Source organism: Acinetobacter sp. S4400-12 (assembly GCF_024129495.1).
Classification (GTDB): Bacteria; Pseudomonadota; Gammaproteobacteria; order Pseudomonadales; family Moraxellaceae; genus Acinetobacter; species Acinetobacter lwoffii_C.
In genome coordinates, this window is record NZ_JAMXYB010000008.1 from 48,522 (window position 1) to 74,232 (window position 25,711).

17 protein-coding genes and 1 pseudogene are annotated in these 25,711 nt (G+C 44.2%); 12 read left to right on the forward strand and 6 right to left on the reverse strand.

The features are described 5' to 3' along the window. Positions 1 to 4 precede the first annotated feature (4 nt). The 4 genes from NI461_RS05770 (at position 5) to NI461_RS05785 (ending at position 3,882) form a co-directional block, all read left to right on the forward strand. Positions 5 to 304 (forward strand): helix-turn-helix transcriptional regulator, encoded by a 300-nt coding sequence (locus NI461_RS05770; protein WP_151206892.1) that lies wholly within the window; start codon positions 5 to 7, stop codon positions 302 to 304. Positions 305 to 324: 20 nt separating this feature from the next. Continuing rightward, the gene (locus NI461_RS05775) at positions 325 to 1,410 is read left to right on the forward strand and encodes an alkene reductase (RefSeq protein WP_253156798.1); all 1,086 of its coding nucleotides are present in this window, start codon (positions 325 to 327) and stop codon (positions 1,408 to 1,410) included. A gap of 81 nt (positions 1,411 to 1,491) precedes the next feature. Then, positions 1,492 to 2,772 (forward strand): 3-deoxy-D-manno-octulosonic acid transferase, encoded by a 1,281-nt coding sequence (locus NI461_RS05780; RefSeq protein ID WP_253156800.1) that lies wholly within the window; start codon positions 1,492 to 1,494, stop codon positions 2,770 to 2,772. A 396-nt stretch (positions 2,773 to 3,168) separates the two neighbouring features. Further along, positions 3,169 to 3,882 (forward strand): 16S rRNA (uracil(1498)-N(3))-methyltransferase, encoded by a 714-nt coding sequence (locus tag NI461_RS05785; protein ID WP_253156802.1) that lies wholly within the window; start codon positions 3,169 to 3,171, stop codon positions 3,880 to 3,882. On the opposite strand, the gene NI461_RS05790 is transcribed toward NI461_RS05785, so the two are convergent. Next, on the reverse strand, positions 3,856 to 4,836 hold the full coding sequence (locus NI461_RS05790) for a mechanosensitive ion channel family protein (protein WP_151204824.1): 981 nt from the start codon (positions 4,834 to 4,836) through the stop codon (positions 3,856 to 3,858). The genes NI461_RS05785 and NI461_RS05790 overlap by 27 nt on opposite strands. A 108-nt stretch (positions 4,837 to 4,944) precedes the next feature. After that, on the reverse strand, positions 4,945 to 5,514 hold the full coding sequence (locus NI461_RS05795) for a DUF805 domain-containing protein (RefSeq protein ID WP_151204825.1): 570 nt from the start codon (positions 5,512 to 5,514) through the stop codon (positions 4,945 to 4,947). A gap of 294 nt (positions 5,515 to 5,808) precedes the next feature. Here NI461_RS05795 and acs point away from each other — a divergent pair, with 294 nt between their 5' ends. Both acs and NI461_RS05805 read left to right on the forward strand, forming a co-directional pair. Next, positions 5,809 to 7,755 (forward strand): acetate--CoA ligase, encoded by a 1,947-nt coding sequence (acs, locus tag NI461_RS05800; protein WP_253156804.1) that lies wholly within the window; start codon positions 5,809 to 5,811, stop codon positions 7,753 to 7,755. A gap of 611 nt (positions 7,756 to 8,366) precedes the next feature. After that, on the forward strand, positions 8,367 to 9,017 hold the full coding sequence (locus NI461_RS05805) for a response regulator transcription factor (protein WP_151205581.1): 651 nt from the start codon (positions 8,367 to 8,369) through the stop codon (positions 9,015 to 9,017). 124 nt (positions 9,018 to 9,141) lie between these two features. On the opposite strand, the gene NI461_RS05810 is transcribed toward NI461_RS05805, so the two are convergent. After that, entirely contained in the window at positions 9,142 to 9,912 is a 771-nt protein-coding gene (locus NI461_RS05810; protein WP_151206886.1) for a hypothetical protein, read from the reverse strand. A gap of 438 nt (positions 9,913 to 10,350) precedes the next feature. After that, entirely contained in the window at positions 10,351 to 13,842 is a 3,492-nt protein-coding gene (locus NI461_RS05815; RefSeq protein ID WP_151206885.1) for a PAS domain-containing hybrid sensor histidine kinase/response regulator, read from the reverse strand. A gap of 181 nt (positions 13,843 to 14,023) precedes the next feature. On the opposite strand from NI461_RS05815, the gene NI461_RS05820 reads away from it, so the two are divergent. The 4 genes from NI461_RS05820 (at position 14,024) to NI461_RS05835 (ending at position 19,250) form a co-directional block, all read left to right on the forward strand. Next, complete coding sequence (locus NI461_RS05820) at positions 14,024 to 14,356, forward strand: DUF485 domain-containing protein (protein WP_151205088.1); 333 nt, start codon at positions 14,024 to 14,026, stop codon at positions 14,354 to 14,356. Position 14,357: 1 nt separating this feature from the next. Continuing rightward, positions 14,358 to 16,064 carry a cation acetate symporter gene (locus tag NI461_RS05825; protein ID WP_151206884.1) on the forward strand — a complete coding sequence of 569 codons (1,707 nt, stop codon included), beginning with the start codon at positions 14,358 to 14,360 and terminating at the stop codon, positions 16,062 to 16,064. A gap of 224 nt (positions 16,065 to 16,288) precedes the next feature. Continuing rightward, positions 16,289 to 16,975, forward strand: a complete 687-nt coding sequence (locus NI461_RS05830) for an ion channel (protein WP_253156807.1) — start codon at positions 16,289 to 16,291, stop codon at positions 16,973 to 16,975. Between the two features lie 310 nt (positions 16,976 to 17,285). Continuing rightward, positions 17,286 to 19,250 (forward strand): choline BCCT transporter BetT, encoded by a 1,965-nt coding sequence (locus NI461_RS05835; RefSeq protein WP_151205085.1) that lies wholly within the window; start codon positions 17,286 to 17,288, stop codon positions 19,248 to 19,250. Positions 19,251 to 19,315: 65 nt separating this feature from the next. Here NI461_RS05835 and omp33-36 read toward each other — a convergent pair whose 3' ends face one another. Beyond that, complete coding sequence (gene omp33-36 / locus NI461_RS05840; RefSeq protein WP_253156816.1) at positions 19,316 to 20,194, reverse strand: porin Omp33-36; 879 nt, start codon at positions 20,192 to 20,194, stop codon at positions 19,316 to 19,318. A gap of 1,076 nt (positions 20,195 to 21,270) precedes the next feature. Further along, entirely contained in the window at positions 21,271 to 22,110 is an 840-nt protein-coding gene (locus tag NI461_RS05845; protein WP_253156832.1) for an IS982 family transposase, read from the reverse strand. Positions 22,111 to 22,188: 78 nt separating this feature from the next. On the opposite strand from NI461_RS05845, the pseudogene NI461_RS05850 reads away from it, so the two are divergent. Together NI461_RS05850 and NI461_RS05855 are read left to right on the forward strand one after the other, a co-directional pair. After that, positions 22,189 to 23,896: pseudogene (locus tag NI461_RS05850) on the forward strand (diguanylate cyclase). A gap of 63 nt (positions 23,897 to 23,959) precedes the next feature. Continuing rightward, positions 23,960 to 25,699 carry a P-loop NTPase fold protein gene (locus NI461_RS05855; protein WP_253156817.1) on the forward strand — a complete coding sequence of 580 codons (1,740 nt, stop codon included), beginning with the start codon at positions 23,960 to 23,962 and terminating at the stop codon, positions 25,697 to 25,699. The last annotated feature ends 12 nt before the right edge of the window (positions 25,700 to 25,711 follow it).

Genomic DNA, 25,711 nt, shown 5'->3' on the forward strand with positions numbered 1-25,711 from the left:
GCTTATGGATTTTGATCTAATTTTTAAAGCCCTGGCCAATCCGACCCGTCGGCAGATTCTGGAGTGGTTAAAATCACCCGAGCAATATCTGCCTGCGGAAGAGTGTGATTATTTTCAACGCGGGGTCTGTGCAGGCCAGATTGAGCGTTTAGGCCAGGTGTCACAGTCCACCATGTCCAATCATTTGTCCGTGCTGCAACAGGCAGGCCTGATTTCTGTAACCAAGCATGGGCAATGGTCGTATTTTTCGCGTAATGAAACTTTAATTCAGCAGTTTGTCGAATATATACAACAACACCTCTAATCAAGCAGGTGGGAGTGACGATGGCTGAATTAAATTCTCCGGTAACGCTGGGTGCGTTAACACTTAAGAACCGTGTCATCATGGCGCCCCTGACCCGGAGCCGTGCAAGTGATGATCGTGTTCCAACGCCCATGATGGCAGAGTACTATGCACAGCGCGCCAGCGCAGGTCTGATTATTTCTGAAGCCACGGTGATTTCTGAAGAAGCCAATGGCTATTTAAATACACCTGGACTCTTTAATGATGCTCAGGTGGAAGGCTGGAAACGGGTTACTCAGGCAGTTCATGACAAAGGTGGTTTAATCATTGCCCAGCTTTGGCATGTCGGGCGTGTGTCACATCCGGACTTATTAAATGGGGCAACACCGGTATCTGCCAGTGCTATCCAGCAGGCAGGTCATGTCAGTTTGCTGCGCCCAAAACGTCTGTACGTTACGCCACGTCCCTTAGAAATTTCAGAAATTCATGCAATTACCGAACAATATCGGCAGGCAGCGATTCGTGCCAAAGCAGCCGGCTTTGATGGGGTAGAATTACATGCCGCGAATGGTTATTTGATTGACCAGTTTCTGCAAAGCAAGACCAACCAGCGTGAAGATGAATACGGCGGCTCAGTTGAAAACCGGGCACGCTTCCTGCTGGAAGTGATGGATGCGCTGATTGAGGTGTGGGGCGCAGATCGGGTAGGGGTACATCTGGCACCACGCGGTGATGAACATGATATGGGTGATGATGATCCACGTGAAACATTTGGCTATGTCATGGAGCAGCTGGGCCAGCGTCAGATTGCTTTCTTCTTTACCCGTGAATATCTGGCTGAAGACAGTATTTCGCAGGAGATGAAACAGCGCTCCAATGGGGTACCTTATATTGCCAATATGCGCCTAAACCGGGAAGATGCGGTGGAGCTGCTGGCTTCAGGCAAGGCAGATGCGGTTTCTTTTGGGAAAGCTTATATTGCCAATCCTGATCTATATGAGCGTCTGGTTCAGAATGCACCACTCAATGAGCTGAACTTTGAAAATATGATCGGTAGCCAGAGCGCTGAAGGTTATATTGACTATCCTGCTTTGACAGAAACAGCAATCTTCAGCACCACGGCATAATCTGGAAAATGAGTCACATTGATTAACATGTCGATGTGGCTCTGTTATATTTTGCCGATTAAATCTCTATTGGGAGGCAGTGTGGCTACTCCTTTTTGGTATAACGCAGCCTTATCTCTGGTTAAACCGCTTTATCGATCCCGTATTCGCAAACGTGCGACCAGTCCTGAGCAATTACAACAAGAACTGCTGGAACGTTTCGGTCCTTTTCAACCACCGAAAAATTTACAGACGATCTGGTTTCATGTGGTCTCTGTAGGGGAAACCAATGCAGCCCAGCCCCTAATCGAGCATTATTTGAAACTTGGCCACCCGATTCTGGTTACCAATACCACCAAGACCGGACAGGCGCGAGCCAAAGCCTTATTTTTAAAAGCACCTTATCTGGAATTATTCCAGGCGGTGTATTTACCGGCAGACCAGAAACGCCTGATTCGCGAGTTTTATCAGCTCTATCAGCCTAAACTGCTGTTATTGATGGAAACGGAACTCTGGCCCAATTTGCTTGATCAGGCACCGAACTTTAAAGTGCCGTGTTTATTGCTGAATGCCCGATTATCTGAAAAGTCGGCTCAAGGCTATGCCAAAGTCCGGGGGTTGACCCGGGGGATGTTAAGGCAGTTGAGCGGTCTGTTGGCTCAGGACATCGCCACCCAGCAGCGTTATATCGACTTAGGTATGGCTGCCGAAAAAACCCGGGTTTTGGGGAATATCAAATTTGATATTTCTGCTCCCGCCGTCTTTCTTGATCAGGCGCAGCAGATGAATCGGGATTGGGCTTTGCAAGGGCGGAAGATCATGACACTGGCCAGCACCCATGCTCCGGAAGAGCAGCAGCTGCTGGCAGCCTTAAAGCCTGCCTTGGAGGCCAATCCTCAACTGTTATGTATTGTGGTACCACGGCATCCGGAACGTTTTGATGAAGTATTTGAGGCGGCGCAATCGCTGGGTTTAACCACTCAGCGCCGTAGTCTGGGGCAACAGGTCGAGCTCGATACGCAGGTCTATCTGGCGGATTCGATGGGCGAAATGTGGCTTTGGTATGCCTTGAGTCAGGCCTGTTATGTGGGAGGTTCTCTGAATGAGCCCGGCGGTGGGCATAATATTCTGGAACCGGTTGCACTGAATGTCGCCACTATTTTAGGTCGGAATTATTTTAATTTTCAGACCATTGTGGATGAGTTTATACAGGCGGATGCAGTAAAAGTGGTGCAGGATGCCGAACAGGCAGCTCATGTGTTGATTGAATTGCTTGAAGATTCGAAAAAAGCTAAGGCTTTGAATATCCAGGCACAGAAAATACTGCAGCAGAATCAGGGTTCGCTTGAAAGACATATTCAGGTGATTGATCAGTATCTTTAATTTAGCTTAATAAATAACAGATACTGGATTTAGCAAGATGGCAGGGATACAGGGAAGTATCATCAGCCTAATAAAAGTGTTTTGCCTACTTTTGCTGTCCAATCTATGGGGAAAGCCTACACGCCAATAAGTCGCTATAGCGACTTATTTCAGGCAGTCCCAGAATAGGCCAGATTCGATTTAGCTGGATATTTACTTTTTAAAGTGACTAGCTTACTTTGGTCGAGCTAAAAGTAACAAAAATCCTTTATTGCATTGATATTGCCTCCCTGCAGTACCGTGAAACAGGCGACCCCCATCATCTACTTGTGATATCTAATACTGATTTGCAGGATTTTTATCCCTTCCGTGATTTTACTTTTTAAAGCTCAGCTTTTATTTTGAATTAGATTTTTTATGAATATCGTCCTGCTTGATCCACGTCAAACCGAAACTGAACTATGGTCAATTCGCTCAAAACGGCAGTTGGAGCATTTGCGGCAACATCTTGATGTGCAGAGAGGCGATACGCTCAAAGTCGGAATACGGGAAGGGAAACGCTATTTAACCGAAATTGTCAAAATTTCTGAAACAGTGGTCCTGTTAAAGCCGCTTCAGGAAGAGGCGATTCCTGCAAAATTGCCAGTGACACTGATTGTGGCCTTGCCACGCCCCAAGGTTTTGCGCCGTCTGGTGATGGATGCAGTGACAATGGGGGTGGAAAAAATTATTTTATTACACAGTTACCGCGTTGATAAAAGCTATTGGCAAAGCCCTTTTTTACAGCAGCTGGATCATTATATTGAACTCGGGCTGGAGCAGGCCGGTGATACGGTTGCACCGCAAATTGAGCGGTATAAGCGCTTTAAGCCTTTTGTGGAAGATGTCTTGCCAGGCTTGATTGCTACAGAGCGCCCGGCTTTGGTGGCGCATCCTTATGCAGATCAGCCGATGCCATTTGCCATTCAGCATCCCTGCACGGTTATCATTGGGCCGGAAGGGGGGTTTATCCCGTATGAGGTGGATTTGCTGATTAAAAATGGCTGCCAGGCGGTGAGCCTGGGCAACCGGATTCTGCGTACTGAAACGGCTATTCCCTATGTCTTAGGTCGGCTGTTTGGCACGAGCTGAGGCGTCGTCATTGCCTTCACCGCGATAGATTTTGACTTCCTGTACCGGATAAGGAATTGAAATATCCTGCTCGGCAAAGGCCTGAATGACCCGTTCCTGTACGGTACTGATTGAAGTTCCGGTTCCAGTTTCGGTCGTATCGACCCACCAGAGCGCTTTCAGGGTGATCGAGAAATCGGCCAGAGCAATGACATTGACGCTAAATCGAGGCTGGCTCAGGATGGTCGGATCTTTATCCAGAATCGCGTTAATAATATCTTTGGCCTTTTGAACATCATCTTCATAACCAATTCCGACCGAAAATTCACAGCGGCGCCGGGTATAGGCGGTATTGACGGTCACAGCACTGGTATACACCGTTGCATTGGGAATCACGATACGGCGGCCATCGGGCGAACGTAAAAAGGTCGCGCGAATCTGAATATCTTCTACCGTCCCTTCCATCCCATTGACGATAATATCATCGCCAATCTTGAATGGCTCACCAAGTAGAATCAGTACACCCGAGAGCAGGTTCTGGAAAATATCCTTGAAGGCAAAACCGATGGCGACCGAGCCGACGCCGAGTGCACTCAGCAGCTGCCCGGGGGTAAAGCCGGGAACCGCAATCACCAGCCCGATCAGTATCCCAAAGAAAATAATAAAGGTACTGCCGACCCGGTTCAGGACCAGAACCAGATTTTGTCGGGTATAAGAGCGGTTTTCCAAGGTTTTGCGGACGAAAAATTTGAAAACTTTCGACAACAGCCAGAAAATGACAATCACCACCAGCGCGATACAAAAATAAGGCACACGCTCCCAGAAACTCTCCATAATCTTGTCGATGGTCGCATAAGCATCATTATATTTGGCCGTATGCTCAATCACGGTCTGGGCCGTTTTTTCAGTTGCCTGATGTAACAGTTCTGTGGTGCCTTCCGTCACCTGATTTAAGGTATGTTGTTGCTCAGCCACAAAGATTCCATGTATTCATTTTGGGGTATTCTGCCTGATGTTCAGCTGAAAATTAATTATTGTCATGTTAAAAAATCAGAAATATATACAAATATCACTGAATCTGCTTTAAAAATATTCTGTGGTTTTTTGCATGACGTCTGCAGGAATCTGGCTGGCCTCTCCACTTCCGAGGTAGAAAAACAGGGCAATAACAGCAAACAGGCCAAGCAGCATAAAAATAATCATCAGCCAGGCTAAAATCTTTTCCCAGACCAGACTCAAGCGCTGCGGGCCATATTGGTTACTGCCTGTAGTGCCCGGACCCAGTAGCAGATAAAGCCCAAACAATATATTCACCCCAGGTAGCAAACATAATAAAGTCCACCAGCCACTGCCATTCAGGTCATGCAGACGGCGTATGGTGATGACCACAGCAAAATAAATATATAGCCCCAGCAACAGCAGCGCAAACAGATTGGAGAGGCGGTACAGGGAAAATGTGTTGAACGGATCTGTCGAGACAGACATAAAGTTCACAATATCCATACCTAAACCTAGCGCAAGACTGCTCAAGATAAAAATAAAATGAAGAAATGCGGACCAGGCAATAAAGCTGAGACGTCCAAATCGTCCCTGAACAGATAAGGGACGATCCGCTACGGATAAAGGAGGAGGGGAAGACGCTGACGATTTCATGGGCAAGATCCTGATCTGAATAAGATAAATCTGGAGATGAAGCGCTATTTTATTTCTTTTTTAAGCAGTAGGATGTAAATAGTGCTTTATTTTGAAGAACAGTTTCTTCACTCAGACTTGCATCACTGTAATTGGCATGATGATGATTGAATTTAAATAAGTATTCTACGACGAAAGCATGATTGTCGGATTTGAAATAAGCAGCTATTACTGACTTTATGCGCAAAAAATAATCAAGAATACAATACTATTAACCTCTCGTGATGAGATAGAGCAAAATCAAGGACGTGAATAATGAAAGAAATCTATCCAGTACCAGAAGAATTTAAAAAAACCGCGCGTACCACAGATACGCAGTATTTCGAACGTTATCAAAAATCCATTGAACATCCAGAAGAATTCTGGACCGAACAGGCAAAGCGCTTGGAGTGGATCAAACCGTTTAGCCAGGTAAAAAACACCAGTTTTGACCAAGATAATTTTAAAATTGAATGGTTTGCGGATGGCCAGCTGAATGTCAGTGCCAACTGTCTGGATCGCCATCTGAAAGAACATCCTTATAAACCGGCGATTATTTGGGAAGGCGATCATCCATCTCGCCACAAGATAATTTCCTTTGCCGAGCTGCATGATGAGACCTGCCGTTTTGCCAATGTACTGAAAAAAAATGGGATCCAAAAAGGTGACCGTGTGGTGCTATATATGCCAATGGTGTCTGAAGCTGCGATTGCCATGCTGGCCTGTGCCCGGATTGGTGCGGTGCATTGTGTGGTCTTTGGAGGCTTTTCACCGGATTCACTGGCCAGCCGGATTGAAGACTGTCAGGCCAAGATCGTGATTACTGCTGATTCGGGCATGCGGGGTGGTAAGCAAATCTTACTGAAAGCCAATGTGGATGCCGCCCTGGAAATGAGTGGCACTGAATCGGTACAGCATGTGATTGTGGTGCATCGTACCGGTAACCCGATTGAGCTGCAGCCCGGGCGTGATCTCTGGTATCACATGGAAATCATGGCGGTGAATGATATCTGCCCGCCAGAGCCGATGAATGCAGAAGATCCACTCTTTATTCTGTATACCTCCGGTTCAACCGGAAAGCCCAAAGGGGTCATGCATACCACGGGTGGCTATCTTACCTATGTGGATTGCAGCTTCCGTGAAGTTTTTGATATTAAACAGGATGATGTGTTCTGGTGTACGGCAGATGTAGGCTGGATTACCGGACATTCCTATGTGCTCTATGGCCCACTTTCTAACGGTACAACAACCGTCATGTTTGAAGGGGTGCCTCAGTATCCAAGCTGGGCGCGTACCGGACATATTATCGACAAGCACAATGTGACCGTGCTTTATACGGCCCCGACTGCTATCCGCGCCATGATGCGTGAAGGAGATGCCTATGTGCGGGAAAGTGATCGAAGCAGTTTAAGACTTTTGGGAACGGTCGGTGAACCGATTAATCCGGAAGCCTGGAACTGGTATTATACCGTGGTGGGCGAAAGCCGCTGTCCGGTGGTTGATACCTGGTGGCAGACCGAAACAGGCGGGTTTATGATTACCCCATTGCCGGGCGCAACTGACCTGAAGCCAGGTTCAGCCACCCGTCCTTTCTTCGGGGTACAACCCGCTATTGTGGATGCTGATGGCAATGAGCTGGAAGGTGCCACAGAGGGGAATCTGGTGATTAAAGACTCCTGGCCGGGACAGATGCGGACCATCTGGGGCGACCATGAACGTTTTATTGAAACCTATTTTTCGACCTATCCCGGGACCTATTTTACTGGTGACGGTGCACGCCGTGATGAAGATGGTTATTACTGGATTACCGGCCGCGTTGATGATGTACTGAATGTCTCAGGCCATCGTCTGGGAACCGCAGAAATTGAAAGTGCATTGGTCGCGCATGAAGCCGTTGCCGAAGCTGCTGTGGTCGGGATGCCGCATGAGATTAAGGGCCAGGGAATTTGTGCCTTTGTGACTTTACAGGCTGATGCTGAAACTACAGAAGAACTGCGGCATGAACTGGTTGGCTGGGTACGTAAAATTCTCGGACCGGTAGCCACACCCGATGCCTTGTACTGGGCGCCTGCTTTGCCTAAAACCCGTTCAGGAAAAATCATGCGCCGTATCTTGAGGAAGATTGCCGCCAATGAGCTGGACAGTCTGGGCGATACCTCGACCCTAGCCGAACCGCAGGTGGTTGATCAGCTGATTACTGAAGTACAGCGCAATACGGTCTAAATTGAATCGTTGCAATACCGGCATCATCTGCCGGTATTTTTTATTTTAAGTATGGTTTCTGTCCGCTTTGGGAGCGGGTCGAGGCATGTAATTTGCCAAGCCTAAGCCCTGCCGAATACAGATTAGTTTGAGAGGGCAGAGTAGGCCAAATGGTCTGAACTCCAGCTTTCGTTTTAGAAAATAGTGCAGACTGCCAGACATGCGCCTCATCGGCAAAGGTTCGGACTGATGAATATTCATTTTGTGATACTGAGCAAGAGTCAAGTCCGAGATCACTTGATTCATCACGATAAAGTAAAAAATAAAATAAATAAAAACTGTAAAGTGAGCCGATTTTGAGACATTGGTATAGAAATGAGATTGGATGAAAAGTAACGCAATAATATATTGAAATTTCTATTTATATTAAATTCAACCCAGTCTGAGAGAGCAAAAATAAACCGGGTATACAAAAGTGCTGAGAATGCAAGATTGAGTAAAATCCCTCAACAATGTGAGAATTTTAAAGAAAAACCACCATTATTTTAAAAATTATAGCCTCTCGCATATCCTTCTGGCGGCTTGTGTGGTTAGAATAGGAACTACCGTGTACAAGATCTTTCTCACGTCCTATGAATATTTTAATCGTTGATGATCATCCACTGTTTCGTCATGCTTTAATTCAAGCGGTTCGTTATAGTCTGCCACAGGCGCAGATTCATGAAACTGCGGCAGTCAATGAGTTTTATGAACGTCTGGAAAATGGTCCTGAACCTGATCTTGTCCTACTGGATTTAAACTTGCCAGGAGCATCGGGTTTCTCAGCTCTGGTTCATGTACGCGCCCAATATCCATCTTTGCCGATTATTGTGGTGTCTGCACATGAAGAAGTCAGTATTATCCAGCGGGCTATTGCACATGGTGCCATGGGGTATATTCCGAAGTCTGCACACCCAAGCCATATTGGTGAAGCCATCCGTGAAGTGCTGGAAGGGGAAATCTGGTTGCCGCCAAATCTGCCCGCCAATGTCAATTTTGATCCGCGTGCTGCGGATGAAACTGCACTGGCAGAACGTATCCAGTCGCTGACTCCTCAGCAGTTCCGTGTTCTGATGATGGTAGCGGAAGGCTTGTTGAACAAGCAGATTGCCTATGAACTGGATGTTTCTGAAGCGACTATTAAAGCGCATGTAACCGCAATTTTCCGCAAACTGGGTGTACAAAACCGGACTCAGGCCGTATTGGCGATCAATGCCCTCAATATTGACGAAAAGAAAATGTAAATTTGCCTGACTGGGTGTTTAAACTTAATAAAGACCACCTGTATCCAATTAAGGAGTTTAGTCAATAAACTCCTTAATTTTTTAAAGCTTACTCTGTTTATTGCATGAAGTTTTAGTTAAAAAATTATGCAATATAGTCCTGTTTTTGCGTCAGGTCAGTACAGAACATCGGGTTCAGGGCGCACTGTAATTCATCAATCTGATCTTGGGTCACATAGCCTTTAGACTTCAGATATTCTGCAATCCGGTCATCACGTAGGCTCAGGAAGGTCGCATCATAGACGCCCAGATCTACAAAGAGTGCGGCGGTCTCCAGACTGTTAAAACGGTCCAGATACACTTCATTGTCATACATCAAGAAGATATGATCCTCCTGTGCATTCGGATTGACCTGTAAATGTTCAGCAAGTTCATGCGGACAGGTTTTGATAAATAATAAATCAGAGAGTTCATCAAACTGTTGGGTGTCCAGACAGTCGCTATCATTTTTGACTTTACCCAGCCAGGCTTTAAACACCAAAACTGCTCCGCCACGCAGCAACATGCTCCAGATCTGGTGCCGTGTTTTTGCAGGTAAATCTTGTACTTCGGTTTCAAGTGACTGAATCAGCTTGTTTTCCTGTTCGGCAAGCCGTTCAAACAAACCTAGACCTTGGGGTTTATAGGCATAGGGTTCAAATACATCAAAATGTAGCTCATCAAAGACCTGTAATGCCAATGGAACAGCACTTTGATAAAGAGTTTCCAGAGCCTGATATTGATTGTCATCTAATTTACTGTCTTTAAACAGCTGTGACCAGTTAATCGGAGGCAATAAAGCATTGACTCCATAACGCAGGTGAAATTGCTGGGTTTGATTCAGGTCATGAGCAACATGTTCATCTACCAGTTTCATTGTAAGAGCTCCTATGCAGTGCAAGTGGATCAGCTGCCAAAGAAGGGGGAAAGGATGGACTGGATGGAAACTGATCGTTTCTCAATTCTCTATTTTTAGGCCCAAGCTGGCTAGGTGAAAAATAAGACCAAAGTTTTATTCAATGGTTTTTTCTAAAAAGTATTATAAAAAGCAGTCGCTTATATTTTTGTAACTAAGTGTGCGGCTATGAATTAAGGGGTTCGGTAACTTTTGCCATAGTGAAAATTAAAATGAACTTTTTGATCAATAGATCAGGTCAAATTTTCGCAATTTTGGTGCTTTTGGCACATCTGCCTGTTTTTTCTGCATATTGAGTAAAGTTATGTGCAAGGTGTGTATAAAAAATGCCCATCTTCCAGATTGGAAGATGGGTATCCTGTGAAAAGGCTGGGAAGGAAAACTTAGCCAGCGAGTGAGTTAATGATCCGAAATCTTCAGGCCGGATAACCACGAGCGTAAGGAGGCCGGTTTTAACGGTTTTTTCAGCAGTACGATATTTAACTCTTTCAGACGCTGTGGCAATTCCGGATCTGAATCTGCGGTGATCAGTGCCACCGGAACCTGAGGCTGACGATGTTCCAGAATAAAGTCCAGACCGATCTTGCCCTGGTTCAAGTGCTGATCTACCAGCCACACCTGAATATTTTCCTGCCGGATCAGTTCGATGGCCTGTTCCGGTTCGGTGGCCTTAAAGACCTGATAGCCCCATTTGGTGAGTAAGGTCGACATACCTTCCAGAATGGCTTCATCATTATCCAGACACAGGACTTTAAAGGCCTTAGACTTTAATGGTATTGCCTGTACGGGGGTGGCCACCACTTGAGGTGCAGCCACTACCGGGACTTCAATCATGAAACAGGAGCCTTTGCCATATGTGGAATAGACATGCACCGGATAGCCCAGCATACTGGTCATGCGCTGTACAATCGCCAGCCCCAGTCCCAGCCCTTGTTCGCCCCATGGAGAAGCGTGGCCACAGCGCTCGAATTCCTGAAACAGTTTAATGCGCTGTTCTTCGGCAATCCCTGGGCCGCTATCCCATACTCCGATGCGGATATGATTGGGTTTTTCACTGGCACGCAGCACACCGACCACCACCTTACCTTTGGCGGTATAGCGTAGCGCATTGCTGACGAAGTTCTGGATAATCCGACGAATCCACTGCGGATCGGTATCAATCCAGAACTGGGCATCATGCACACTGAGCTTGATCCCGCGCTGTGCGGCAATTGACTTGAACTGGAGTTCCAGGTCACTCAGCAGATCATGCAATGGATAGGCCTGACGTTTAGGCTGAATCGTACCGCCTTCCAGCCGGGCAATATCCAGCAGGGCAGAGAGCATACTTTCCGCCCCATGCAGCGCACGATCCAATTGCTGTAAGGTTTTGCGGTCTTCATCATTCTGGATGCTCTGTTCCAGCGCCGTACTAAACAGGCGTGCGGCATGCATGGGCTGTAGCAGATCATGACTGGCAGCTGCAATAAAGCGGCTCTTGGACATATTGGCCTTGTCTGCCTGCTCACGCGCTAATTGCTGTTCAGACAGGGCATCGGCGAGCTGCTGGGTGCGATCGCGGACCCGGGCTTCCAGAACAGCTTCATTTTCACGGAAAGCGGTAATATCGGCAAAGGTTGTTACGAAACCACCACCTTCAATCGGATTACCACGCATCTGAATCACGCGGCCATCTTTACGGATCCGTTCAAATTCATGTGCACTGCCGACGCGCATCCAGTGAATCCGTTTACGCACATGCTCTTCCACCGAACCTGGACCACATTCGCCGCGTTCTGCGTTATAGCGGATCAGGTCAGCAATCGGACAGCCGACATAGACAATATCTTTTGGATAATCGAACAGTTTCAGATACTGGTTATTCCAGGCCACCAGACACATGTTTTCGTCGACCACACTCACCCCTTGGGTCATATGGTCAATCATGGTCATAATCAGGTTCTGGTTAAAACGCTGCCATTGGGAGGCCTGATCCAGAATATTTGCGACCTGACCGAGCGCCAGGCCATTATTGACCATAGCGGTGGTCAATAAAGTCCGTGCTGATGCGGCGCCAATCGTGCCGGCCAGATACTGTTCGGTAAAACGCCACCACATCCCATTGGCACTGCTATTTTCATTGAGTTCGACATTATTTTGTGTACAGAACTGCTGGAATGCCTGCGCAGCCGGCACTTCACCGGTAATCCTTTTTGCCAGGGTCAGCAAATCACCCACTTTTAGGCGGGCAACATCCTGATGCGAATAGCTTACCTCAGTCATCGGACTTTGCGACGGCAAGGGCTTGGTTTCATAATAGAAAAAGCTTTCGGCCTGAATCTGTTCTGCCACACTTGGGCGGAACATGCGTGAAATCCAGATGTATAACACGGTATTCAGACCCAGTGCCCAGACCACGCCATGTGTCAGAGGATCAAAAGATTCAAATCCAATCAGGGCTTCGGGACGTAACCAGTTCCAGCCAAAAGGTCCTTGGGTCAGGAAATCTATACTAAATTGCTGATAGCGATCTGGCAGGCTGCGTAAAATCGTTGGCAGCAACAGCGTATAGGACCACAGGGCAAAACCGGTCAGCAAGCCGGCATATACGCCCTGCTTACTGCCCCCACGCCAGTACAGACCACCAATCAGGGCAGGCGCGAACTGTGCAACTGCACTGAAGGCCAGCAGCCCAAAGACCGACAGTTGATCAATATCATTAAAGAAGTTGAAGAACAAAAAGCCCATCAGCATGACGGCGAGAATGCAGACCCGGCGGGTAAATTTAAGGACCAGCGGTAAGCGCTTGTCATGCCGCGACAGCAGTTTAAAACGCCACAGCGCCGGCATGATCAGGTCATTACTGAGCATGATCGATAGGGCAACGGAAGACACCAGCAGCATTCCGGTCGAGGCCGAGAAGCCACCGAGGAAAGCCAGCAGGGTCAGCCAGTCCTGATTATAGCTGAGCGGTAAAGATAAAACGGCGACATCCGGAATAGCCAGATATTGGGGAGCGGCGTGTAGTGCCCAGCTGGCAATCGGGATAATCGCCACCGTGGTCAGAATTAAATAGACCGCAAACCAGCGCCGTGCCCCGCGAATATGTTTTTCATCGCGCAGTTCTACCACGGCCACATGAAACTGGCGTGGCAGGCAGATAATGGCCAATGCAGCCAGCAGGGTTTGCGTCCAGAAACTTTCCGGTACGCCGAATACCTGGACGTCATGAAAAGTGCTACTGATATCATGACTGATCTGGGTCAGGTTCTCCGGTGCTTCAAACATGAAGAAACAGGCGACCGCCAGCAAGGCAAACAGTTTGACAAATGATTCAAAAGCCACTGCCAGCATCAGGCCGCCGTGCTGTTCGGTGTTGGCAATCTGCCGGGTACCAAAAATCATGGCCAGAATGGCGAGAATACCTGTCAGGAACAGCACGCCATTGGTAGTATTACTCATACCTGAGGAAGGTTCCAGAATAACCGTCGCACTGAGTGCAATAGCACGTAGCTGCAAGGCCAGATAAGGAATAATGGCAATCACCGCCAGAATGGTGACCAGTGAGGCGAGAGGGCCGCTTTTACCATAACGGGCGGCCACAAAGTCGGCAATCGAGGAGATGGCATGGTGCTGGCGTACCCGTCCTAGGCGGCGCCAGATATCGTAGCCAATTGCGACAAACAGCAGCGGACCAAGATAGATTGGCAGGAAGATGATGCCTTCACGAACCGCCGCTCCAGTCGCACCATAAAAGGTCCAGGATGAACAGTAGACCCCTAAGGTCAAACTGAACAATAACATACGTCCACGGGTGCTGAACCGGCTGGTATGTTTTTCTCCGTAAAATGCGCAGATAAAGAGTAATGCGATATAGAGGGCGAGCACCCCTATGATAAGCCAACTGTTCATAGAGCCTGATGTGTACTGAAGCTGGCCCTATAATAGCGCATCGTGAACGCTACAGTTGAAATTGATTATTTTTTAACGACCAAAGTCTTAATTACAAGACGCCACAATTCTTGTTAATTTGCAACAGTAATAATTCGAATTAAAAATAATCAGCCCACGGTTGGGCTACAGGAGTGCAACGATGGATGAGGTACAGGTAGATCGAATTCTACAGAATCCAAAATTCAAAGAAATGGTTAGCAAGAAGAGCACACTCAGCTGGACTTTAACGGGCATTATGCTGTTTGTCTATGTGGGCTTCATGTTGCTGGTTGGCTATAACAAAGAGTTTCTTTTGTCTTCTATTTCAGGTGGAGTGACGACTTGGGGGATTCCACTGGGTCTGGGCATCATTGTGCTGTCATTTATCTTATGTGGCGTTTATTCCTATATCGCGAATAACCGTCTCGATCAATTGACTGAAGAAGCAATACGTGAAGTAGAAGCAATTGCTCATGAAAAAGGACCTCATTAAGATGAAATGGAATTCTTTAATTGCCCTGGCTGCAACTGCAGTCGGCTCAGGGATGGCAATGGCTGGTCCGGATTTAGGCGCAGCAGAACAGCAGGCAACCAACTGGCACGCGATTATCATGTTTGTGATTTTCGTGGGGGCTACCCTGTTCATTACTAAATGGGCAGCAAAACAAACCACAAATACCAAGGACTTCTATACTGCCGGTGGTGGGATTAGCGGCTTCCAGAACGGTCTGGCGATAGCCGGTGACTATATGTCAGCAGCCTCCTTCCTGGGGATTTCTGCGATGGTATTCCTGTCAGGTTTTGATGGCTTGTTATATTCACTTGGTTTTATGGTGGGCTGGCCAATCGTATTATTCCTGGTGGCAGAGCGTCTGCGTAACTTGGGTAAATACAACCTGTCTGACGTAGTGTCTTTCCGTTTACAGGAAAAACCGGTGCGTACTTTAGCCGCCATGAGTTCATTGGTAGTGGTAGCCTTCTACCTGATCGCCCAGATGGTGGGTGCAGGTCAGCTGATCAAGCTGCTGTTCGGTTTGAACTATAACCTTGCTGTGGTGATTGTCGGCTTGCTGATGATGGCCTATGTAATGTTCGGCGGCATGTTGGCAACGACCTGGGTACAGATTATTAAAGCAGTCATGCTGCTGTCTGGTGCTACTTTCATGGCGTTCATGGTCATGAAAGGCGTAGGCTTTAGCTTTACCAACATGTTTGAACAGGCGATTGGCGTGTATTCAAAAGTACATGACCTGAGTCTGGCAGATGCCACCAAAATCATGGGTCCAGGAAGTCTGGCATCTAACCCGATTGATGCGATTTCTTTAGGTCTGGCGCTGATGTTCGGTACTGCCGGTCTGCCACATATCCTGATGCGTTTCTTCACGGTAAAAGATGCCAAAGAAGCACGTAAATCAGTGGTTGTGGCAACAGGTTTTATCGGTTACTTCTACCTGCTGACCTTTATTATCGGTTTCGGTGCGATCCTGTATGTATCGAATAACCCGCAATTCCTGGATGTTGCGAAAATGGCGATCACTGGCAAGTTAGAGCTTGTAGGTGGTAATAACATGGCGGCAGTTCACCTGTCTGATGCAGTGGGTGGCGACCTGTTCATGGGCTTCATTTCTGCAGTAGCATTTGCGACCATTCTTGCGGTTGTTGCAGGCCTGACCCTGTCTGGTGCTTCAGCAATTTCGCATGACCTGTATGCCAACGTGTTGAAGAAAGGCCAAACTACGCCTGAGTCTGAACTACGTATGTCTAAGCTTGCGACTTTAGGTCTGGCGATCTTTGCGATGATTCTTGGGATTCTGTTCGAGAAACAAAACGTTGCCTTCATGGTTGGTCTGGCATTCTCGGTGGCGGCATGTGCCAACTTCCCGGTACTGGTATTGTCCATGTTCTGGAAAGGCTTGACGACACGTGGTGCGGTGATTGGTGGTGTTGCAGGTCTGGTAACCGCAGTAACCTTGATTGTGCTGTCTAAAGCAGTATGGGTAGATACTTTAGGCATCTCGGATACTCCAGTGGTTCCATTTAACGGTCCTGCATTATTTGCAATGCCACTGTCTTTCTTGTGCTGCTGGTTGTTCTCGGTCACAGATAACTCAGCTCAGGCACAAGCAGAGCGCAAAGCTTTCGATGCCCAGTTTGTACGTTCACAAACCGGTATCGGTATCTCGGGTGCTTCTGATCACTAAGATCGCTTCATCCTAAAAAAGCCCCATCCGGGGCTTTTTTTTATGGCCTGCAATACAGTTAGTTTTCTTCGCCATAACGTTATATGCAAAAAAATAAAAGCATAGCGTAGAGCAGTTTTCAGTAATTTTCATACAAATTGTTAAACACCCGTAAACCTGCTGCATGCTATGTTGAGGCTGATAATAATTAAATCGCGAATATGAATTCCAAGAAGAAGGGCAGTATGAAGCAGGCATTAAGACGATTCTGGGCAACATTTGAGCATTTGCCATCTGCATGGCTGCTCTGTTTGCAATTGCTGATTTTGATCCTATCGGTGCTGGCCTATGAAAGTGTGTCCTATCGTGCTGTTACCTGGGTGCTTGGAGTTCTGGTGCTGCTGGTCATTGCCAAAGTCATTCGACAGACCCCGATGTTTACGATTTTAGGGCTGACGTTTGTCGCAGGTGCGATTTTCTTTTCTTCCTTAATTGCTTTGGGGATTCAGGATAACTGGATTCATATTACGGCCAACCTGTTTGAAGCCAGTGCTTATTTTAGTGCAGCTTATGGCCTGTTGAGCTATATGTTTCATGATCGTTATCTGACCAAAGATGAGCTGTTTGCCGCAGGCGCAGTCTTTACCTTGCTGGCTTGGGGCTTTGCCTTTTTATATAGCATTTGCCAGTTGCTGGTGCCCTACAGTTTTGCACATCCCGATTTAGATGCCTATCAACCTTGGCTGGATTTACTGTTCCTGAGTTTTAGTGTCCAGTCTGCCACCGGTTTATCTGACCTGATGCCAGTTAGCCCGATTGCCCGTATGCTGGCAATTATCCAGATGTTTTTTGGGGTGATGTATCTGGCGCTAATCGTTTCACGATTGATTGCCTTACAATATATTGCCTATATTCCCTCCAAGAAAAAATAGCAAAAACCGGATAAAAAAACCGCTCTGTAAAGCCAGACAGGTTTGATTTTCTTGTTACATTAAGCTGACGGCTTTATTTTTCACCCTACTTTAAAATAAGGCCGGATTCAAATTGATTTTATTTATCTGCCTTTATATTAGGGTCTATTGATATTTCATAAATGGTTTGCGCGGAAAGCAGAAAGAATATGCGTTGTTGCCAAGCCACAGGAATTATCAACACACTCTATTTATTTCTCTCATAGTTTTTACTTGCAAATAATTATTTGAGTCTCTCGCTCTTTCCATAGATTGAAAAAAAGAGGGATATATGTCTTCCAAACCATCTTCCTGGCTGGCTAATGTCAACCCGAATGTCTTTGTCAGTACCGTGGTCATTATTGCCATTTTTCTGGGACTGGTGCTCTTTGCGCCGGATACTTTTCAAGGACTCACACAACAGTTAAATCAGTGGATTACCTCTTCATTTAGCTGGTTTTATGTGTTGTCCGTGGCTATTTTCCTGATTGTGTTGATTTATATTGCGCTGTCCGATATGGGGAAAATCAAGCTTGGACCTGATCATAGCCAGCCCGCCTATCATAGTGGTTCCTGGTTCGCGATGCTGTTTACCGCCGGCATGGGCATCGGACTCATGTTCTTTGGCGTTGCAGAGCCGGTCATGCATTATGTTACGCCACCGATTGGTGAGCCTCAGACACTGGTGGCTGCCCAGCAATCGATGCGAATTACTTTCTTCCATTGGGGTCTGCATGCCTGGGCCGTCTATACCCTGGTCGGTCTGGCACTGGCCTATTTTGCTTACCGGCATAATTTGCCTTTAAAAATTCGTTCCGCTTTATATCCACTGATTGGCAACAGAATTTATGGACCGATTGGAGATGGAGTCGATACCTTTGCCACCATCGGCACAATTTTTGGTGTCGCCACCACCTTGGGATTCGGGGTAACCCAGATCAACTCGGGCCTGAATTATCTGTTTGGTATTGAGCAGCAGCCGAGTACCCAGATTGTCCTGATTATTGTGGTCAGTAGCATGGCCGCCTTGTCAGTGTTTTTTGGTCTGGATAAAGGTGTGAAGCGTCTGGCCGAACTGAATTTGTTGCTTGCCCTGCTGTTGCTGATTTTTGTATTTTTGGCTGGTCCAAGTATTTATCTTTTACAGACCACGATTCAGGCTACAGGCCAATACGTCTCCAATCTGTTCAGCATGACCTTTAACCTGTATGCCTATCAGCCTAGCGGCTGGATTGGAGGCTGGACCATCATGTATTGGGCTTGGTGGATTTCCTGGTCACCATTTGTGGGCATGTTTATTGCGCGTGTATCAGAAGGACGCACAGTCCGGGAATTTATTGTTGGGGTGCTATTGATCCCAACAGGCTTTACCCTGATCTGGATGGGCTTTATGGGCAATGCTGCCCTGCATAGTATTATTCATGAAGCCAATACCAGTCTGCTTGAAGCGGTGCAGCGTGATTCATCGGTTGCACTGTTTGAATTTCTGGGCAGTTTACCCTTTAGTTCCGTCACCAGTATTGTGGCAACCTTGCTGGTGATGCTGTTCTTTGTGACTTCAGCCGATTCTGGTTCACTAGTCACTGATTATCTGACAGCAAAAACTGAAAACTCACCGGTCTGGCAACGCCTGTTCTGGACTTTGGTGATGGCCTTGCTGGCGATTACCTTGCTGCTGGTCGGTGGTCTGGAGGCCTTACAGTCTGCCACGATCATGAGTGCCTTGCCTTTTACCCTGATCATGCTGCTCATTTGCTGGGGACTACTTAAAGCACTGAGGTTGGATGTAATTAAAATGCATGCTGTGCAGGCTGCACGCATTACGCCGCGTGCGATTCAAAATCCGCGCAGCTGGCAGCAAAGGCTAGGACTGATTATGCATTATCCGCATAGCAAGGCTGAAGTGCAGGCATTTATTGATACTACGGCAAGCAAAGCTTTTGGTAGTTTTCAGACCGAGCTGAAACGCCGTCAAATACAGGTCAAGATTCATGCGCTGGAGGAGGGAATTGAGTTGCGTGTCGACCATCAGGATGAGATGAATTTTATCTATCAGGTGGTAATGACACAAATGATCAGTCCCACTTTTATGTCCGAGCTTGAGGATGACCAGTCTTATCAGGCTGAAGTCTTTTTAAAAGAAGGTGGACAGGGCTATGATGTAATGGAATGGACACAGGAAGATTTACTACAGGACATCATTGATCAATATGAACGTCATCTGCATTTCCTGAGCCTGATTCGTTCACCAGAATAAATATTTCGCCCAATAAAAAAAGGACGCATCAGCGTCCTTTTTTCTATTCAACGTCTAATCAGAAATTAGAAACGGAATTTAGCATTTACGCCTACAGTTTGCGTATCGCGCGCTTCGCCTTCAGCATTCGCATTTACATAAGATGCGCCAACTGCAACCGCTGGAGTGATGAAGTAGTTTACGTTTGCGCCCCAAGCTTTGTCTGGAGAACCAGCATAGCTAGATTCCATATAAGATGCGCCCACGCTTAAAGCAGGGTTAAGGAAAAGAGTTGTGCCTAAGTTATAAGCAGTATCTTCGCCATATACTAAACCAGTTTCAAAACCAATTGACATGTTCGTACCATCAATTGCACCTACATATTTAGTACGTGCAGTGATCGCATCCTGGTCTTCATTAATAGTTTGAGATTCTAGAGCTGCTTTCACAACGCCATTATTGAACATGTTGAATGCGTCATAAGAAACTTGGTCAGCAACGCTAGTATAACCTACAGCAACCAAGAAGTTAGGTGCAAGTACAGCACCGAGTTCTAATGCATAACGGTCGCCTTGGTCATCTTTTTGAACGCCTTTACCATCAGTAATGGTGTGGCTATAAGATGCACTTGCATAAGCAGGAACAAATTTAGTTGGAACATAAGCTTCAGCTTTAGCACCAAAAGTATGAGAAACTTGGTCTTTAAAATCAGCGTCTACATCGTATTCGCCATATGTATATGCTAAAGAAACATTTGATGCCTGGTTTAAGAAAGCTGCTTCAGCTAAAGGACCTTTAGATGCATCTACATTTTTAAAGTAGTAAGTACCTTGAACCGCACCAGTGAAATCTTTGTCATTAACAGTATTGTCGATGAACTCTGACTGACCTTGAACTTCAAATTGATATGCTTGAGCGCCGGTCATGGCTAATAATAAAGCAGTGGCTAAACCGAGTTTTTTCATGATATTTACCGTTTAGTTACAGAAGATATACAACAGGGGAGCTATTGTATTGTAACAATTTATTAAGTCAATCAGCTGCTAAGTCCTTGTTTTTTACGATTAAAAAATTGTATTAATTTTGTATAAAAGTCTACTTATTTAAACATGTTTCAGCTAGGTTAAAATTACCTTTAATTACAGCAAGCTATGCTTAGGGTTCAGCTTATAAAATGATAAAAAAGGCTAAATCATGAAGATTTAATTATCCCTAAAAACGATTAAATTTTAATTTTGATTGGTATAAACAATTTTAAATTTCTGCTTTAGAGAGGATAGAGGATAAAAAGTCCAAGTATTTTAAATATACAATTTTTCTGTTAATTATTTATTTAGATCATTGTTTTTTAATTTATTGTGATAAATGTCACTATTAATGAAGGTGGACAACCTTAAATCCGACTAAAATAATAGGCTTTACTTTGCAGGCGAAATCGCACATAATAGAGAAATCAGGTCATGGTTCATACTTATATAGGATTCTGACTGATTCTCCACAATTTTTTCGTTTTATCGGCCCAGCTTTCCCCAAGGTTGGGCTTTTTTTTATTTTAAATTTATGAATAGAAGGCAAATAAGCCTACAAAGCTTCTTTATGAAAAAATAAAAAACGCACCAAAATGATTCATTTTTACCAGATCAAAAAGCGAGATATCAATAAACAACAAAAAAAAACCTCAATCTTCAAAGAAAATTGAGGTTTTTTCGCCAAAATGTCCGGGTAAATTAAAAAATCTGCTGAGGAATAATTTAACTCGCCCTAATGCGGTGCATTATGCACTTAATTGTGGCAGGTGTAAATAGGTTAAAAACAAGTTTATTTAATTTTTTAACTATAAATATTTTCTTATTTTGATATGCGTTTGTGTTGGACTGTAGATATAAAACTCTGCTGTACCATCTGAAAGGAGTAATATTACAAATTTTAAGAAGTTAAGATTGTAAAAAATTATGGAAAACATAAGTTAACTAAGACCAAAGACATTAAGAAAATCTTTTTTTATTTGTATAATAAACATTCTATTTAACCCGAATCCTGCTTAAGCTGATGACTTCATAATTTGAATTGTTGGCTTATTTTTATGGATCAGTTGATATGCACACAAGGACGCGTAGATCCCTCCTAAAAATCCATGAACACTACGTGCTTTGCTTGTCACTAAATTGTACTGACCTTTCAATAAACTGAATAAAGTCTCTATCTTATTGCGCTGTTTTAAGTGATATTTATCTGACTCAGAAAGTTGTATAGCCTGCATATTTTTTCGATGATAGGTAATTAAATCAATACCTTGCTCTTTCAACCTACTCTTCAGTTCTTGACTAATATAGCCACGATCTCCATACAACTTTGCTTCCATCTCTTTAACGAGTCTCTCAACCATTTTGATATCAGCCAAATGTCCATTGGATAAAGCAGAACAAGCAATTTCACCAAATTGATTCATCACAATATGTAATTTACAGCCATAAAACCAGCCCATTGAGCTTCTACCACGTGATGCAATTTGGACTAATGATTTATGGCGTTGAATACGTTGATTTTTACAAACTGGCAGAGTTGTTGAATCAATCCATAAATATTGTGTACCTTGGCCTTTCATTAGCGCCACATGTAAAGCGTGTAGAGCTAATTGATGTTTATTAATCAGATGAATCATCCGTTGGTAACAGGGTAAGCTTTTAAATAAATGATTTTTATCCTGTTTCAACCATGTGAAAAATGCTTTGAAATTAGTGAAATGAGAACATTTATACCAGATCGCGATAAAAGTGATTTCTGAGATACTCAAGTGAGCGGTTCGGACTCTGGAGAAACGACGACTTTGTTTAAGGAAATTCCAGTAGGTTGCTTCAAATTTAAGAAAGAAATCATCAATTTATTTTTCAAGTCAATTTTTTATCCGCGATTCGGGTTATTTAGATTTGTTTGTAATATTGGGGCGTAATACAATAGCATGAGTACATTACGCTCTGAGTGGATCAGTAAACGTTTATACTGGTCGATGTCGATTATTATTTTGTGCTTACTCTGCATCTGTATTCCCTTGATTGTCAGTAGCAGTCAAAGCTATTTAAAATCCAGACAAACCTATCAACAACTGAATGCCTTACAACAGGTCGCTGATCTGGCAAATAAAATTTCGCGTGAGCGCGCACCTGCCAATAAAGCCATGTCCAGTTCGGTGCAAGAATTTGCCAAGCATAAGCAAGAGTTAATCCGTTATCGGCAGCAGGTAGACCAGCAATTATCCCTGACGACTGAAGTATTGGCAAAAGTTGGTTTTAACGATCTGAATCAGCAACTTTCACAGCTTGAAATCAGTATGAAAAAAGGACGTGCACAGGTTGATGCCTATACCCGGATGCCACGTCAGCAACGTAGTGCACAGGAAATGGATCAGGCCATTCTGGCGATGTTCGCTGCCTGGGAAAGTTGCCGCGAACTTTTGCGGGGTGTGGCAATGACTTCAGATAGCTCATCAACTCATCTAAAGAACTATATTAGCCAGATTCTATTTTTATCTGATTTGCGCGATCAGGCAGGACGGGTTGCCTCGTCTGTCATGGCGCATGTGACATTTGAAACACCGCTCCCGACAGAAAATATTACTCGCTCTTTACAGACCCAGCATCAGGTACGTTATCTGTGGTCATTAATTGATACCCTTCAACCTGCTCAAGAAAAAACCGAGGAATTCATCCATTTGCATCGGCGGGTAGAAACCAAGTTTATTCAGCAAGGTTTACCGATCGTCAGTGAGCTGATCAATGATAGTCTGGAGCAACGTGATTACCATTTAAGCGGAACCCAGCTGACTGAAGCGATCGTAGATAAATTTGTGACTGTGGTAGACCTACAAACTTACCTACTGCAATACAGCCGAGATGCAGCGATCCGAGAAATGAACAGCAATATGCAGCGTTTAACCTGGAGCATATTGTTGTCGCTGATTTCATTGCTGACCGCTATTTCTACCATGATCTTTGCACGCAAACAGGTTTTTCTGCCGCTGATTCAGGCGCGTCGCCTGCTGTTGAATTTATCTAAAAATTCGGGTCGTCAAAAAATTGATATGCCGCTGTGTGACACGAGCCATTCAGATTCTCTATTTGCGGCCATTCAGAAATTACAGCAGATGTTGCAGGAACGCGATGCCCTGGAATTTCGTTTAAAGAATATTGCCCACTCCGATTCTTTGACCGGATTATCCAACCGTTTCGCGCTGGAAGAATATATCCGCTTTCTGGAAAATCAGCCGGGTCAATTGAGCCAAACCTGTCTGATGATTATTGATATTGATCATTTCAAAACAGGTAAATGATCAATATGGACATATTATTGGCGATCAGGTCATTCAGCTGGTGGCAGAGCGTTTAAAAGCCAATGTCCGTGCTACAGATTTGCTGGTGCGTTATGGGGGCGATGAGTTTCTGGTACTGATTGAAAATATCCAGAGGCAGCAGGCACTGATTGTGGCCAATAAAATCCGCGCTGAAGTGGCGGAGCGTCATATTGTGACTGCAACAGGAGATGAGATCAAGGTTTCGGTCAGTATTGGAGTGGCGATTGGTGCTGGCTCCTGGATAGCTTTATTGTCCAATGCAGATGATGCTTTGTTTGCGGCAAAGGCCAAGGGACGCAATGCGGTGGCGGAGGTTTAAATTCGTGGCAAAGTACTTTTTAATTTAAATTTAAGCCAATTTATTATCCTTAGATGCATAAAGATGAAACCAGAAGAAAGATTAGAACGGATATTTCGAGAAAATGAAAACAAAGGTATGGCTGTGGCTATTACTGGATATTGGGGAGTGGGTAAAACTTTTTTTTGGAAAAATTTTCTAAAAAACCAAACTCTTGAGGAGCATAAAAATGTTAGTAATTTCTATTACTATGCAAGTAAATTAAATTATACAAATATATTTGAGAATAAAAAATATGCTTATGTTTCATTGTTCGGCATAGAAACTTTAGATGCTCTAAAGAATGAAATTGCCATAAAAATTGGTTGGAATCCACATTCTAGAAATATACATACTCATTACGGAATACCTCAACTTGTTAAAAGTTCATTAGCCCAATTCAAAGATATAAAGCTTTCTCATTATGGAGTGAGTTCGAGTTCAAAGTTAATAGATTCCTTACTTTATTCAGAGGTAAAAAATTCAATTATTTGCTTTGATGATTTTGAAAGATTGTCTGAAAAAATTAAAATTCAAGATGTTATGGGTTTAGCAAATCAATTAAAGCTTGAAAGAAATTGCCAAGTAATTTTGATTTTAGATGAGTCAAAAAGTGAAGATAATAAATATACTGAATACAAAGAAAAGTTAATTGATGCAGAAATCAAAATAACTACTGTTGAACCTTTGATTCGTGCAAATACTCAAGGCATAGATGCACCATTAGTTGATTTGATGGTTGAATTCGCAGAAAAATTAGAAATTCATAATTTTAGATTTTTTCAGAAAGTTATTAAGTTATATAAGCAATTCTTAGAGCAATTATCTGAGCAAGTAGCAGATACAACAAAAGAAATTATTTTGATTCGAGTATTACAAGGATATTTTATTGAAGATTTTGGTAAGGAATATGAGTTTGGATGGAACGATATTAAATTAGTTTTTGAGGAGAAACAAAAAGATTGGTCTGAAAGAAGGCAGAAAACATATGAGTCTTTGAAATTGATAGCCTATGATTTTGTCCATGCTGATGAATGGTTAATCGAATTTAAGAAATACTTTGATCAAATTCAAGAGCCTGACTTTATAAGATTGGCTGAGTTAGCTAATTCGCATCTAATATCTGAATATAATAATAATGTAAGAAGCGAGCTAGAACGGTTGATGATGCAATGGCGAAATTTAGAAATTAATAGTCAATTTTGTCAAAAATTATATGATGCATCTTGTAAGCGAATAGGCTTTGAGAACTTAGAAAACTTAAATTTTTATTGTGAGTTACTTGTCGAATTTGGAAATGAAAGCTTAGCATGTGAGTTAGAAGAAAAGATTAAAGGATGGTTGCAAGAAAGATATATTAGTACCGGTCATAGCTTTGTTGAAGATCAATTTAGTTTTGGATTTAAAAGTGAGAATAAATTTCATATTTATCTTAAAAAACTGAATGATGAAATGCCATTTCAAGGATTACCAACTTTAATTGATATAATATATCGATACATCGAGCATAGTGGGTGGAATCCTCATACGGATCCACAAGTATTTAGATCTGCAACTAAAGCTGATTGGAAAGATTTAATTTTTAATGGAATTTCAAAAGACGAAAGATTTAAAAAATTTCATACATTAGGCGTTTTAAAAAAGATACTTAGTCAGCAAATCAGTGTTGAATTACAGCCACAAATTAATACTTTAATATTTGAAGTACTTGATGAGGAGGTAAAAGTATCTAGCCCTGAAAGACAAAAAAATATTGAATATGTCATAAAAAGATTAAAAGAATAAAAAAGGGCTCTT

Excerpts from the sequence above, each read along its gene's own strand:
- NI461_RS05770 (WP_151206892.1), top strand. The coding sequence starts at position 5 with ATGGATTTTGATCTAATTTTTAAAGCCCTGGCCAATCCGACCCGTCGG.
- NI461_RS05775 (WP_253156798.1), top strand. The coding sequence starts at position 325 with ATGGCTGAATTAAATTCTCCGGTAACGCTGGGTGCGTTAACACTTAAG.
- NI461_RS05785 (WP_253156802.1), top strand. The coding sequence starts at position 3,169 with ATGAATATCGTCCTGCTTGATCCACGTCAAACCGAAACTGAACTATGG.
- NI461_RS05795 (WP_151204825.1), bottom strand. The coding sequence starts at position 5,514 with ATGAAATCGTCAGCGTCTTCCCCTCCTCCTTTATCCGTAGCGGATCGT.
- acs (WP_253156804.1), top strand. The coding sequence starts at position 5,809 with ATGAAAGAAATCTATCCAGTACCAGAAGAATTTAAAAAAACCGCGCGT.
- NI461_RS05805 (WP_151205581.1), top strand. The coding sequence starts at position 8,367 with ATGAATATTTTAATCGTTGATGATCATCCACTGTTTCGTCATGCTTTA.
- NI461_RS05810 (WP_151206886.1), bottom strand. The coding sequence starts at position 9,912 with ATGAAACTGGTAGATGAACATGTTGCTCATGACCTGAATCAAACCCAG.
- NI461_RS05815 (WP_151206885.1), bottom strand. The coding sequence starts at position 13,842 with ATGAACAGTTGGCTTATCATAGGGGTGCTCGCCCTCTATATCGCATTA.
- NI461_RS05820 (WP_151205088.1), top strand. The coding sequence starts at position 14,024 with ATGGATGAGGTACAGGTAGATCGAATTCTACAGAATCCAAAATTCAAA.
- NI461_RS05825 (WP_151206884.1), top strand. The coding sequence starts at position 14,358 with ATGAAATGGAATTCTTTAATTGCCCTGGCTGCAACTGCAGTCGGCTCA.
- NI461_RS05830 (WP_253156807.1), top strand. The coding sequence starts at position 16,289 with ATGAAGCAGGCATTAAGACGATTCTGGGCAACATTTGAGCATTTGCCA.
- NI461_RS05835 (WP_151205085.1), top strand. The coding sequence starts at position 17,286 with ATGTCTTCCAAACCATCTTCCTGGCTGGCTAATGTCAACCCGAATGTC.
- omp33-36 (WP_253156816.1), bottom strand. The coding sequence starts at position 20,194 with ATGAAAAAACTCGGTTTAGCCACTGCTTTATTATTAGCCATGACCGGC.
- NI461_RS05855 (WP_253156817.1), top strand. The coding sequence starts at position 23,960 with ATGAAACCAGAAGAAAGATTAGAACGGATATTTCGAGAAAATGAAAAC.